Source organism: Rhodococcus sp. IEGM 27, assembly GCF_033142305.1.
In the GTDB taxonomy this organism is placed as follows: Bacteria; Actinomycetota; Actinomycetes; order Mycobacteriales; family Mycobacteriaceae; genus Rhodococcus_F; species Rhodococcus_F oxybenzonivorans.
This window is the reverse complement of sequence record NZ_JAWLSG010000003.1, coordinates 81,008-94,245: the sequence shown is the minus strand read 5'-3', so window position 1 is coordinate 94,245 and position 13,238 is coordinate 81,008. Positions and strand designations below refer to the sequence as shown.

General features: G+C 65.9%; 12 protein-coding genes. 6 read left to right on the top strand and 6 right to left on the bottom strand.

The features are described 5' to 3' along the window. Positions 1 to 9: 9 nt before the first annotated feature. Entirely contained in the window at positions 10 to 531 is a 522-nt protein-coding gene (locus R4P95_RS11330; protein WP_109334607.1) for a single-stranded DNA-binding protein, read from the bottom strand. A 65-nt stretch (positions 532 to 596) separates the two neighbouring features. Next, on the bottom strand, positions 597 to 884 hold the full coding sequence (rpsF, locus tag R4P95_RS11325; RefSeq protein ID WP_005249677.1) for a 30S ribosomal protein S6: 288 nt from the start codon (positions 882 to 884) through the stop codon (positions 597 to 599). Positions 885 to 1,065: 181 nt separating this feature from the next. Here rpsF and R4P95_RS11320 point away from each other — a divergent pair, with 181 nt between their 5' ends. From R4P95_RS11320 to R4P95_RS11305, 4 genes are read left to right on the top strand one after another with little or no spacing between them, the layout of a single operon-like run. Continuing rightward, positions 1,066 to 1,287, top strand: coding sequence for a DUF2945 domain-containing protein (locus R4P95_RS11320; RefSeq protein ID WP_317744536.1), 222 nt, complete (start codon positions 1,066 to 1,068; stop codon positions 1,285 to 1,287). Between the two features lie 2 nt (positions 1,288 to 1,289). Next, entirely contained in the window at positions 1,290 to 1,619 is a 330-nt protein-coding gene (locus R4P95_RS11315; protein ID WP_317744538.1) for a DUF3140 domain-containing protein, read from the top strand. Positions 1,620 to 1,667: 48 nt separating this feature from the next. Further along, complete coding sequence (locus R4P95_RS11310) at positions 1,668 to 3,026, top strand: glycosyltransferase family 87 protein (protein ID WP_213575569.1); 1,359 nt, start codon at positions 1,668 to 1,670, stop codon at positions 3,024 to 3,026. Further along, positions 3,023 to 3,607 (top strand): GNAT family N-acetyltransferase, encoded by a 585-nt coding sequence (locus R4P95_RS11305; protein ID WP_213575568.1) that lies wholly within the window; start codon positions 3,023 to 3,025, stop codon positions 3,605 to 3,607. The genes R4P95_RS11310 and R4P95_RS11305 overlap by 4 nt, the downstream gene beginning before the upstream one ends. An 11-nt stretch (positions 3,608 to 3,618) precedes the next feature. On the opposite strand, the gene R4P95_RS11300 is transcribed toward R4P95_RS11305, so the two are convergent. Both R4P95_RS11300 and R4P95_RS11295 read right to left on the bottom strand, forming a co-directional pair. Next, a complete protein-coding gene (locus R4P95_RS11300; protein ID WP_317744540.1) occupies positions 3,619 to 4,563 on the bottom strand; it encodes an alpha/beta hydrolase in 945 nt (314 codons plus the stop codon). A 44-nt stretch (positions 4,564 to 4,607) separates the two neighbouring features. Beyond that, positions 4,608 to 6,254: an NAD(P)/FAD-dependent oxidoreductase gene (locus R4P95_RS11295; protein ID WP_317744541.1), complete on the bottom strand. Its 1,647-nt coding sequence runs from the start codon at positions 6,252 to 6,254 to the stop codon at positions 4,608 to 4,610. A gap of 223 nt (positions 6,255 to 6,477) precedes the next feature. Between R4P95_RS11295 and R4P95_RS11290 the strand changes: the two genes are divergently transcribed. Then, a complete protein-coding gene (locus R4P95_RS11290; RefSeq protein WP_317744542.1) occupies positions 6,478 to 8,772 on the top strand; it encodes an ATP-binding protein in 2,295 nt (764 codons plus the stop codon). Positions 8,773 to 8,883: 111 nt separating this feature from the next. Beyond that, complete coding sequence (locus R4P95_RS11285; protein ID WP_159922847.1) at positions 8,884 to 9,171, top strand: CD225/dispanin family protein; 288 nt, start codon at positions 8,884 to 8,886, stop codon at positions 9,169 to 9,171. On the opposite strand, the gene R4P95_RS11280 is transcribed toward R4P95_RS11285, so the two are convergent. After that, complete coding sequence (locus R4P95_RS11280) at positions 9,168 to 10,784, bottom strand: glycosyltransferase family 87 protein (protein WP_317744544.1); 1,617 nt, start codon at positions 10,782 to 10,784, stop codon at positions 9,168 to 9,170. The two genes, R4P95_RS11285 and R4P95_RS11280, sit on opposite strands and share 4 nt — an antisense overlap. Positions 10,785 to 10,806: 22 nt before the next feature. Next, on the bottom strand, positions 10,807 to 13,152 hold the full coding sequence (locus R4P95_RS11275; RefSeq protein ID WP_397517686.1) for a transglycosylase domain-containing protein: 2,346 nt from the start codon (positions 13,150 to 13,152) through the stop codon (positions 10,807 to 10,809). Positions 13,153 to 13,238: the final 86 nt, after the last annotated feature.

Genomic DNA, 13,238 nt, shown 5'->3' with positions numbered 1-13,238 from the left:
AGGTACGGATCAGAACGGGGGCTCGTCGCTCCCACCACCAGAGCCTCCGAAGGAGCCGGACGCCTGCGGCGCACTACCCCACGGATCGTCTCCGCCAGTGTTGGATTGCGGACGTCCGCCGCCTGAACCGCCGGAGGAACCGAAGCCACCACCGCCGCCGCCGCCACGGTTGGCCTTGTTGACTTTGGCCGTGGCGTACTTCAGCGAGGGGCCGATCTCGTCGACCTCGAGCTCGACGACAGTGCGCTTTTCACCTTCACGAGTTTCGTAGGAGCGCTGCTTGAGCCGGCCACTCACGATCACTCGTGAGCCGCGGGTCAAGCTCTCCGCCACGTTCTCGGCTGCTTCGCGCCAGATGTTGCAACGCAGAAACAGCGCTTCGCCGTCTTTCCATTCATTGGTCTGACGATCGAAGGTGCGGGGCGTGGACGCAACGGTGAAGTTCGCGACCGCGGCACCCGCGGGGGTGAATCGAAGCTCCGGATCAGCCGTCAAGTTTCCGATGACGGTGATGACGGTGTCGCCTGCCATATGGTTCCTCCTGCAGAATGTGGAGTTCGGTTGGTCACGAGCCTAGGGCTGGTGGCCGACAGAAATCACTTGTTGTGGCGCAGAACCTTCGTACGCAGCACCGACTCGTTCAGACCCAGCTGACGGTCGAGCTCCGCAACGGTGGCGGGAGTAGCGCTGATGTCGATCACCGCGTAGATGCCTTCGCTGTGCTTCAGGATCTCGTAGGCGAGACGACGCTTACCCCAGACATCGACCTTGTCGATTTTGCCGCCGTCCTGGCGAACAACATTGAGGAACGTATCCAGCGAAGGAGCGACAGTGCGCTCGTCCAGGCTGGGGTCAAGGATGACCATCAATTCGTAATGACGCATAAGACCTCATCACCTCCTATGGACTAGTGAAACGGCCACGGGCTGTCCGTGGCAGGAGGGTCGTTGCGTCAGCAACCTTTGCAGGCTACATGACGAGCCCCTGACCAGCGAAATCAGAGCGCAGGTGTGGCAGCAGTCGCGACGGGGTATCAGGCGGGAACGTCGACAACGGGAGGCACGCATGACATCGGACAAGAAGTTCGACAAGGGCGACGAGGTCGAGTGGAAGACGCACGGCACCACCACGTCCGGCAAGGTCGAGGAGAAGATCACGGACGATACCGAAGCCGCCGGACGGACGGTGCGCGCCTCCGAGGACGACCCGCAGTACCGGGTGCGCAGCGACAAGAGCGGGAAGGACGCCGTCCACAAGCCGGATGCACTCGACCGGAAGGACGAGTGACGATGGCGGACGACGAGGAAACGTGGAAGGAATTCCGCGACGCCGTCAATATGACCCCGGGTGAACTCGAGAAGTGGCTCGAGACGGAGGAGTCGAAATCCGTCGGCCAGAAATCGGGCGGCGGGGAGTCGACCGGGCACGCCAGCGGCCGGCGGATCGTCGAGGTGACCCGGACGAAGAAGTCCGACCTCGACGAGGACGACTACGAGCACATGCGCAGGGTCGTCGGATACGTGCACCGGCACCTCGCGCAGAGACCGTCCGGTGACATCCGGGACACGCACTGGCGCTACTCGCTGATGAACTGGGGTCACGATCCGCTGAAGGAGTGACCCGGTTTGTCGTCGCACAGGGGGCCCGGCGCGCCCTAGTGTGGATTCATGCACATCGGAGCTCGGCAGCGAACGTCGATCACGGCGGTCGTCGTAGGGTTGTGCGGCCTGTCCATGCTCGCCGGATACCTGAACAAAGCCCGGTGCACGGGGGCGCCGTTCGACGTCGCGGGCCGTAGCCTGATCTTCGACCGGATCAAGGACACCCAGGTCTGCTACTCCGACATCCAGTTCCTGTGGGTCGGGCGCGCCATCAACCTGCACGTCTTTCCGTATGTCAGCGGGGGCATCAATGCCGACGGCATGCTGACCGGCGGCACCGTGGAGTATCCGGTCCTCAGTGGGATCCTCATGTGGCTGGGCGGGATCGGTTCGCACACCGACGCCGATTTCCTTCTGCATTCGGCGCTGATCCTCGCACCGTTCGGTCTGCTCACCGCCTGGATGCTGGGTCGTCTCGGTGGTTGGTGGGCACTGCTGTGGTCGGCCACCCCGCCGCTCACGCTCTACGCATTCCACAACTGGGAACTTCCGGTTGTGGCCACGTCGGTGGCCGCCATCTTCGTGATGAGCATCGAGCGTTTCCCCCTCCGCTCCCGCGGGGTGGTCGCCGCGGTCCTCCTTGCCGTCGGGTTCTGCCTGAAGCTGTACCCCGGCGCGTTCGTCCTTCCCCTCATTGCGTATGTCCTCACCCAGAACCGCACGGCAGACCGCCGGTACGACGTCCGGGGCGCCGTCACGGTCGCGGCCGCGGCGATCGGCACGGTGGTCGCCGTCAATCTGCCGTTCGCGCTCATCTCCTACAGCGGCTGGCGGGCGTCGTTCACCTTCCAGGAGAACCGTCAGGCCGACATGACCACCAACTCCATCTGGTACTGGGGTCTGCGGCCACACTTCGGCACGATCGGCCTCGACACCCCGGTGCCTGCCTACGACCAGACCGTCGGCCTCCTGTCGCCGCTTCTCGTCTGCGCTGCCTTCGCGCTCGCCCTGCGTCTGGGCTGGCTGCGGTTCCTGCGGAACGGCACCTTCCCGTGGATCGCGGTCAGCGCCGCCATGCTGTGTGGATTCCTGTTGCTGCACAAGGTGCATTCCCCGCAGTACACACTGTGGCTCATCCCGTTCTTCGTGCTGCTGCGGGTGCCGTGGGGACTGGTGGCGGCCTATCTGGTGGCCGACCTGGCGATGGGTATCGGCGTCTTCAAGTACTTCGGTGCGCTCGCCGCGGGCGAGGACCCGCACACCTTCGAGTGGCTGGTGCAATTCGGCGTGTGGGGACGGGCCGGGTTACTGGTGGTGCTGTTCTTCGTGTTCCTCCGGGCACCCCTCCGACGGGCCTCGCCGGCCACTCACCCGGATGACGACGCCGAACTCGCCCTCACCAAGTCACCGGAGCCCGCCAGATGAGCGAGTCCTGGTTTGCCCGGCCCACCCTGACCGGAACCCACGTCCGCCTCGAGCCGCTCTGCGACGACCACATCGACGCGCTGGTCGCGGCCGTCGACGACCCGCGCATCTTCCACTGGACCTCGGTGGACATCTCCGACCGGAAGGATGCAGCGACATTCGTCCGAACCGCGAACGAAGACCCGACGCGACTCGCCTACGCACAGATCGACCTGGCCACCGACATCCTCGTCGGGTCCACCTCCTACTACCTGATCGATCCGCGGAACCGTTGTCTCGCGATCGGGCACACCTGGCTGTCGCGATCCGCGCAGGGAACGCTGATCAACGCGGACTCGAAGCTGCTCTTGCTTCGCCGCGCCTTCGAGGACCTCGGCGCGGTGCGCGTGGAATGGCACACCGACGAGCGCAACGCCCACTCCCGCGGTGCCATCGCGAAGTTGGGCGCCGAGTTCGAAGGCATACTGCGTAAACATCGACGACGGCGTGACGGTTCCTGGCGCAACACGGCACTGTTCTCCATGACCGACGACGACTGGCCACGCGTGTGCCCCCGACTCCAGGCGAGAGTCGAGGGCTGACGCTGCGGTGATCACACCACGGGCGCGGCGGACGAGATCTTCTTGACGAATTCGATTACTGCCGACCGCATTTCGCTACTACGCGGAACAGCACCGGACATCCAGAAGGCCCCGTGGACAAGTCCGTCGAACCGGATGACCTCGGTGTCGACGCCCGCGTTCCGCAGGAGACCGGCGTATTCTTCGGCCTCGTCACGGGCCACCTCGTTCTCAGTGGTGAGCACGAGCGCCGGCGGCAGCCCAGACAGACTGGCGGCACGACTGGGCACGGCGTACGGATTGCCGGCATCGTCCGGCGACGACAGGTAGTGACTCCAGAACCAGTCGAGGTCACCGGCGGAAATGACGTAGCCCTCGGCAAACTCCTCACGTGAGGGCAGTGTCGCGTGCGGATCGATCACGGGGTACACCAGAACCTGGCCTCGCACACGGGGGCCGTCTTCGTCACGGGCACGCAGCGCGGTGACTGCGGCCAGGTTCCCGCCCGCGCTGTCACCCATCACGATGACGTTGCCGGGGTCCCCACCGTAGCCTTCCACATTGTCGGACACCCAGCGCAGTGCCGCAGATGCGTCGTCGGCAGCGGCGGGGAAGCGATGCTCCGGTGCGCGGCGGTAGGTGGCGGCCACCACGATCGCACCGGTGCCGTTCGCGACGGCACGCGCCGGTTCGTCGATGACATCGAGGTCACCGGCGACGAACCCACCGCCGTGGAAGTAGAGAACGACGGGGTGTGGCGACAGCCCGGTGGGGACGTAAACCCGCAGCGGCAGTGTTGTTCCGGCGCTGTCGTAGTGCGCGTCTTCGACGCGGTCGACCGGTTCGGGTGGCGCCTGCAGTCCCGTGAAAGTCGACACGACTGCGCGGGCCTCCTCCACGGACATCTCCGCAAATGGCTTCATACCTTGTGCTCGTAGTCCGGCGATCAGTTCTGCTGCGTTGGCGTCGAGTGCCATGCGACTCTCCTCGGTGTGATGGTGTTCGGGATCGGTGGTTCGGTTCAGGACACGGTGACGGGTGAATCGGTGCGGGTGAGAGTGAAACCCGCATAGCCGTCGGCGACGACCTCCGCGCAGGTGGCGCGATAAGCAGGAGCTCCGCCGAGGTAGACCATGCACGCCCTCGGCTTACCGGGAATATTCGCACCCATGTACCACGAGTTCGTCTCCGGCAGCAGGGTCTGATTGGCGATGTCATTAGTCAGTGCGCCCCAGGAATTTTCGGCTTCTCTGGTGGGCTCGATGACATCGAGCCCACGCTGGTTCAGGTAATCGATCGCATCGGTAGCGAAGTCGACGTGGTCCTCGATGGCGAGCGGCATGTTGTAGAGCACCGACGGCGACTGCGGGCCGGTGATGAGGAACAGGTTCGGGAACTCGTGGACCATGATGCCGAGATAGGTCGTGGGGCCGTGCTCCCACTTCTGGGCCAACGGCAGGCCACCCCGACCGCGGATGTCCATGGCCATGAGGGGACCGGTCATCGCGTCGAATCCGGTCGCCAGAACGATCGTGTCCACTTCGTAAACGCGGTCACCGACCCGCACACCGGTAGCGGTGATCTCGTCGATCGGCGTGGTCTTCACGTCGACGATGTTCACGGTGTCGCGGTTGAACGCCTCGTAGTAGTTGGTTTCCAGGGGAGGGCGTTTGGTGCCATACGAGTATCCGGTCGGTGCCAGCTTGGCGGCCTTCTCTGGGTCCTGGACGCGCTCGCGGATCCGGTCGCGAATGTAGTCGGCGATCGTGTCATTGGCCTTCTTGTCGAACAGGATGTCCTGATAGGAGTCGATGAACAGCCGGAAACCGCCGGCGTTCCAGCGCGCGTCGAATGTGCGGCGCCGTTCTTCCGCGTCGACGGCGAGCGCCGACGGCTGGACCTGATCGAAGGGCACGCCGAGGAAGTGGTTGCGGGCCGCGTTCCGCACCTTGCCGTAGTTGCGTTTGATCTCGGCGACTTCGTCCGAGTCGCTCGGGCCGTTGCCGAGAGGTGTCGCGAAGTTGGGTGTGCGCTGGAAGACCGTCAGTTCGGCTGCCTCCTGGGCAATGAACGGGATCGCCTGGATGCCACTGGCTCCGGTACCGATCACCGCGACCCGCTTGCCGGTGAAATCGGCGCCCTCGTGCGGCCAGTTACCGGTCATCAGCACCTCCCCGCGGAAGCTGTCGATGCCGCCGAACTCCGGTGTCTTCGGCACGGACAGGTTGCCGGCCCCGGAAATGAAGTAGCGGCTCCGCACTATCTCGCCGGTGTCGGTGTGCACGGTCCACAGCGAGTTCTCGTCGTCCCAGTGGACGCCGACCACCCGCGTGCCGAAGGTGATGTCCTTGCGTAGATCGAAGCGGTCCGCGACATGCTCGAGGTAGCGGAGAATCTCCGGCTGGCCGGCGAATTTCTCACTCCACTGCCACTCCTGCTGGAGGTCCTCGTCGAACGAGTAGGAGTAGTGGATGCTCTCGATGTCGCAGCGCGCACCCGGGTACCGATTCCAGAACCAGGTGCCGCCGACGTCGGAGCCGGCCTCGAAAACGCGGGTCGACAGTTGCATCGTGTCACGCAGCTTGTGGAGCGCGTAGAGGCCGGCGAACCCGGCGCCCACGACAATGACATCGACATCGACATCGGGAGAAGAAAAGGGCTGTGACATGGTGATGATCTCCTCGTAGAACGTGCGGTCCCGGCGGAATCAGAGCGGGCAACCGGGTATGCAACGACAATGGCCCACGTCACATCACCCCCACACGGGGTAAAACACCCCCCTCGTTACCTGTGTTGGCCGTCACATCACCGCGGGGGTAGGTTCGTCCCACACCTGGTCACTCGGGGATGGGAGGCATCCACTGACTCGCAGCAGAGAACTGAAGAGATCGATGACCAGCTTCATCGGTCGACGACGCGAGATCGAGGAAGCCCGCGCACGCTTGCAGCAATCTCGGCTCGTATCGCTCCTGGGTGTCGGCGGCGTCGGTAAGACACGGTTGGCCGAGGAGCTTGCCGTGCGCTCCGCCCGCGCCTTCCGCGACTCCGTCCGGTGGATCGATCTCGCTTCGGTGCGGCAGCCCGAGGCCGTGCCGTCCGCCGCGGCCGTCGCCCTCGGAGTGACCGACCAGTCGAGCCGAGCGGTGATGGACAAGGTGATCGATCACGTGCAGTCGCGGCACATGCTGATCGTTCTCGACAACTGCGAACACCTACTGGCCGCTGCAGCCGAATTGGTGAGCGCAGTCCTCGCGGCGGCGCCGGAGGTACGAATCGTCACGACGAGCCGCGAACCCCTCTCCATCGCCGGTGAGTACGTCTATATGCTTCCGCCCCTGAGCACCCCAGGGGAGATCGAAGACTGCCGGGCCGCCGACATCGCGCACTTCGAGTCAGTGTCGCTGCTCGTGGAACGCGCGCAAAGCGTGGTCGCCGACTTCCAACTCACCGACACCAATGCCCGTGCCGTTGCCCAGCTGTGCAACCGGCTCGACGGCATCCCGCTCGCGATCGAACTCGCCGCGGCGCGGTTGCGGTCGCTGTCGCCGTCCCAGCTCGTCGAACGCCTCGACAAAAGGTTCGCACTCCTCACCGGCGGCGACCGGGGGGCGATGCCCCGGCAGCAAACGCTGCGCGCCCTCATCGACTGGAGTTTCGAACTCTGTTCCGACACCGAGCGGTTGCTGTGGGCGCGGCTCTCCGTCTTCTCGGGTAGCTTCGATCTCGATGCCGCGGAGGCAATCTGCGGATTCGGGGATCTGTCGGACACCCCGGTCATCGACGTCCTCGACCAGCTCATCGGCAAATGCCTTGTCACCGTCGACCGTACGACCGAACAGCTGCGCTACTCGCAGTTGATGACCGTGCGTGAATATGGTCATGAACTTCTCGAAAAGAGTGGCGACAGCGAGGAATTATGTCATCGCCATCTCGAGCACTACTCGACGCGAGCCGACCGCTCGTCGAACGACTGGTGCGGGCCAGGACAATCCGAGATTCTCGCCGGACTCCGCATCGATCACCCCAATTTCGTCGCGGCACTCGACTGGTCGCTTCGTGACGCTTCGCAGCGGGCCGCCGCGGCGCGGCTGGCCGTCGCGCTGCGCTACCACTGGATCGCGGGCGGCTACCTGTCGGACGGCCGGATCCGACTCGAACGGATCCTCCAGCACCTCACCGCGCCCACCCGCGAGCGGGGGGATGTGCTCTGGGTGACCGCCTGGACCGCCCTCATCCAGGGTGATCATGACGCTGCCCTCGCACACCTCGACGAGTGCACTGATCTCGCGACCGCACTCGGCGATGATCGGCTGCGGGCACACGCCGACCACTGGCGCGGCATTCATGCCGTGTTCTCCGGCAAACCCGCAGATGCCATTCGCCTGTTCCATGACGCCATCGCCGTTCACCGCTCGGTGGGCGATCTCGCGTCCGTGCTGACCGCATCGTTCGAACAGGGTATGGCTCAAACCTACGACGGTCAGCTCGACAGTGCCCTCCGGACGTGCAGTGAAGTGATCGCGGTATCGGACGCACACGGTGAGAAGTGGAACAAGGCCTACGCCCTGTGGGTGTCGAGCGTCGCGTACTTCCACCTCGGCCGCCACGACGATGCCGTCGAGGCGGCCGAGCAGGCATTGCGCATTCAGCACGACTTCAAGGACAAGATTTGCACGGCCCTGTCCATCGAGCTGCTGTCGTGGGTGGCGGCGTCCAGCGGGGATGCCGGCGCAGCAGCCACACTCAGCGGTGCGGCAAAGGGGGTGTGGCGCCGGCTCGGCACGTCCGTCGTGGCGTTCGGTCCGCACATCACCGAGGACTCTGTGACGTCGGAGCGCAAGGCCGCTCGCACAATCGGAGCGGACGAGTTCGCCCGGCTCGCGGCACGCGCGGTCGGGCTGACCATCGATCAGGCCGTCGATCTGGCCCTCGGGCCCCGGCCGGACGCGGCGCCGACGCCACCCGCGGAAGCCTCACCGCTGACCCGTCGTGAGCAGCAGATCGCCGAACTCCTCGCCGAGGGACTCAGCAATCGTCAGATAGCCGACGCACTGGTGATCTCACGGCGTACCGTCGACGGCCACGTCGAACACATCCTCGACAAGCTTGCCGTCAGCTCGCGCACCCAGGTCGCGGCCTGGGTCGCGGCCCGTGCATACCCACGCATCGGGCAGGCCGGCGGATAGCCGGAACGTAACCACCAGCTGCTCGAAAGGTGGTGTACGTCCAGACATCTGGGCGGGTCTATACTCCACGTCGGCGCCCACGGTCGTGGGCTGAACCACGGGGAGGCATGCATGACGGCGCAGCATCAGGACACCTCGGCAGACTTCGACGGCCCGCTGGCACCGCCGCCCGCAAGCAGTCTGCCACTTGCAATCCTGGCGGTGGTCGCCTTCGTTCCGTTCGGCATCGTCGCTCTTCTCCGCGCGCTCTCCGTTCACCGACTGTGGGAGCAGGGGGAGTACGACCGTTCGGTGCGGGCCGCCGCCGACGCCCGCCAGTGGTCGATCAGAGCCATTTCGCTCGGCGTCTCTATCGCCGTGTTCCTCGTCGGCGCCGCGTACGTGCTCGCGAACCCCTAGCCGCTCATCGTCCAGGTGTCCTGGGCAGGTGCATTTTTCGACGCTCGCGGCCGCAACCAGACCGGCAACCAGCGCGGATGCGCGTCCGGTGCCTGATCGAGGACCCCACCCGAGGGGTCGTCGATGAACCCGTACCGCACGAGGTCCTCGTCGGGCCGGTAGATCTGACGGATGATCAGCACGCACAGTGCAACCACCGCGACATCACGAACCACCACCGCGGAGGTGAACCATTGCTCGGGAAGACCTTTGTTGGAGACGCCGAGGTAGTACATCATCCGGGGCACCCACACGAGCGCGTCGACGGTCATCCACGCGAGAAGAATTCGACGGTGCGGTAGGGCGAGCACAGCCAGCGGGACGAGCCACAGCGAATACTGGGGGCTCCACACCTTGTTGGTGAGAAGGAAACCGGCGACCAGCAGAAAGCACAGCTGGCTCAGCCGGGGACGCTGCGGGGCGGTGAGCCCGACATAGCCCACGCCCACACAGACCAGAGCGAACAGTACGAACGACACCGCGTTGAGGATGGTGGGTGCCTGCCCTACCGGGAGAACGCCGTCGAAACCGGTCCACCCGGTGAACGAAGTGACGACGTTGTACAGCGAGTCGGGGTCGGCGCCGCGTTCGGAATTGAGTCTGAAGAATTCGGCCCACCCGCGCGGGAAGAGCAGGGCGATAGGCAGATTGACCGCGAGCCACGTGCTTATCGCGGTCAACGCGGTCACCGACCAGTCCCGCGTCTTGCCGGTGCGCACGCACAACACCAGCAGTGGTCCGAGGAGCAGCAGCGGATACAGTTTGGCCGCGCCGCCGAGGCCGAGCAGGACACCGGCGAGCACGGGACGTTTCCGCGACCACGCAAGCAGGCCACCGGTAGCGAAAGCTGTTGCCAGCGGGTCGAAATTGGTGAACGCATGGACGACCACGAGCGGTGAACCGGCCACCAGCGCGGCGTCCCAGACACGCCGCCCGGCCAGAAGCGCACTGGCCCAGACGGTGACGAGCCACGCCGCGGCCAGCCCGAGCGCCACCACATTGAAATAGATGACGACCTGCAGGGCGCCCGGTAGCCAGTGGACGGCGTCCCACGCCTTGGCCACCGCCATGGCGCCGTACTGATACAGACCCGACACCACCGGGTACTCCATGTAGCGGCGCTGCATCTGGCCGTTGCCGGCGTCTTCCTCCCACCACTTCTTGTAGGGGAAGGCGCCCTCGTTCAGCCGTTCGGCCCCGTACAGCGGCACGGTGTCGGAGTAACACATCGCGACATATTGCCGGCTACCGCTCCAGTCGAGACCCAGCGCACCGTTCGCGCCCACCGGAGCCTGCTGGATACAGGGCGCCTTGGCGAACCAGCCGAGCGCGAGAAAGACGACCGCCAACAACAGGATCGCCCGCATCGGCGTGAAGAATCGACTGCGCCCCACCACCGCGTGCCGACCCACCGGTCCACCGATCACCCCGGACAGCTCCGACACCAGCGGGTCGGTGTGGCCGGGAACATCCCGCCAGTCCGCCGAACGCTGATCCTCCGCCAATGGTGCGGGCGAGACGAATTCCGCCTCGCCCGCGCCTCGGACGACGTGCGCGTTCTGGTTTTCGGCCACTACGCGAGGCTACCGCTCGCCGCTAACCAGTCGGAATCTGCCGCTGACCGTTGCCCGCGTTCGGTGGTGTCGTGGTCTCCGGTTCCGCCGGCACCACCGGTGCCGGTGTGGTCGGTCTCGGCGCCAGACCCGGAACCGGAATGGTGATGCCGGGCAGAATTTCGACCGGCGACGGCGTCACCACCACAGGCGGCACGAGCTGCGTCGGCAGCTGGAAGGTACTCGTCGGCGGCGCAGACGTCTTGGGAGGCGCCGGGGCGGAGTACGCCGGCAGACCCGACTGGCCTCCGATGGGACCCGGCTTCGGGAACTTCTCGACGGGGGTGCCTTCGAGGGCCCCGTCCATCGTGTCCTTCCAGATGTCGGACGGCAGGCCGGAGCCGTAGATCATGGCGCCGTTGCTGTTCTCGAGAGCCTGACCATCGGTGGTGCCCACCCAGACCGCCGTGGACAGCGACGGGGTGTACCCCACCATCCAGGCGTCCTTGTTCTGCCCGGTGTCCCCGAGCTGCGCGGTACCCGTCTTGGCCGCGGACGGCCGTCCACCGGCCAGGTTGTGACCGCGCGAATATCCGGCGATCGGCTCCATCGCGGCCGTCACGTTGTCGGCGACGTCCTTGTCGATGCGCTCCTCGCCCGGATCGACACCGCGGTCGAGCAGCACGGTGCCGTCCGCGCTGACCACTTTCTGCACGAAGTGCGGGGCGCGGTAGACACCCGAGGCCGCCAACGTGGCATAGGAGGACGCCATGTCGAGCACGCGCGACTGGTATTGACCCAGCACGATGCCGTTGTTGGGACCACTGCCGTCCGGCTCGGTCAGCGTCGGCCCGACACCGGGAATCTCCTCCGGGATACCCGCCCGGTGGGCCATCTCGGCGATCGCCTGCGGCCCGCCGTCGATTTCGAGTTGCTGACGGTAGAAGCTGGTGTTCAGCGACCGCTTGAGGGCCTCGGCGATGGTGCAGGTGCCGCAACCCTCGCCCTCGACGTTGCTGATCGTGATGCCGTTGACCGTGAGCTCCGAGCTGTCGTACATCTGCGACAGCGGGATGCCCTGGTCGAGGGCCGCGGCGAGGCCGAACACCTTGAACGACGAACCGGTCTGCAGTCCGGCGTTGGCGAAGTCGTAACCGCCGCCGTCCTCGCCGCCGTAGTAGGCCCGCACCGCGCCGGACTTCGGGTCCACGGACACCACACCGGTCCGCAGGTTCTCCGGTTCACCCTCCAGGTTGGAACGCACCGAGTCCACCGCGGCGGCCTGCGCGACCGGGTCGATCGTCGTCGTGATCTGCAGTCCCTCGGTGTTCAGCAGCTGCTCGCTGATTCCGGCGTCACCCAGCTCCCGCAGGACCTGGTTCTTGATCAGGCCCTCCGGACCGGTGTCCTGGTTACCGTTGTCGACCTGGGCGAGGGGCACATAGGGCGGATACTGCATACCTGCGCGAGCCGACTGCTCGAGCGTGCCTGCGGTGACCATGCCGTCGAGGACGTAGTTCCACCGCGACTGCGCACCCTCGGGATTCGTCTCCGGATCGAGCAGCGACGGCAACTGGATCGACGACGCCAGAACCGCGCTCTCCTCGACCGTGAGCTGGTCGACGGGCTTGTTGAAGTACGCCTTCGACGCCGCCGCGATGCCATACGCACCACGGCCGAAGTAGATGGTGTTCAAGTAGGCGGCCAGGATGTCGTCCTTGGACCATTCGCGGGCCATCTTCGACGAGATGACCAATTCCTTCATCTTTCGCGTCAGCGACCGTTCGGAACCCACCATCGTCTTCTTCACGTACTGCTGGGTGATGGTCGAGCCACCACCCGCGCTGTCTTTACCCAGGACATTGTCGCGGGCGGCGCGGGCGAAGCCGCCGACCGAGAAGCCGGGGTTCGAGTAGAAGTCGCGGTCCTCGGCTGCCAGCACCGCGTCCCGGGTGTGCTTCGGGATCTGGTCGAGGGTGACCTCGGTGCGGTTACCCTCCGGCGGCACGACCTTGCTCAGCACCGACGTGCCGTCCGCGGCGTAGATGGTGGCCACCTGGTTGGTCTTCAGGTCGCCGGGACGCGGAACTTCCTGCACGACGTAGGCGGCCATGAACAGCAGGATCGGAATGATCAGGCCCAGCGCGACACATGTGTAGGCGGCGCGGCGCACAATCCTCCACCTCGACTTGTTTTTCGCCGGCGGTTTCCGCGGCGGTCCACCTGCGTTGCCTCCCGGCCGGCGACCGCCCGTCGGCGGCGGACCCGGAGGACGCCCACCGGGGGGTGGCGCACTGCGAGGACCGGCAACCGGACGGCCTGGCGGGGGACCGGGACGACGCGGCGGCGGCCCCGGAGGACGGCCCCCACCCTGCGGCGGAGGAGGCATACGACGCGGCGGCGGTCCGGGAGGACGGCCGCCACCCTGCGGCGGGGGAGGCATACGGCGCGGTGGCGGCCCACCTGCAGGCTGTC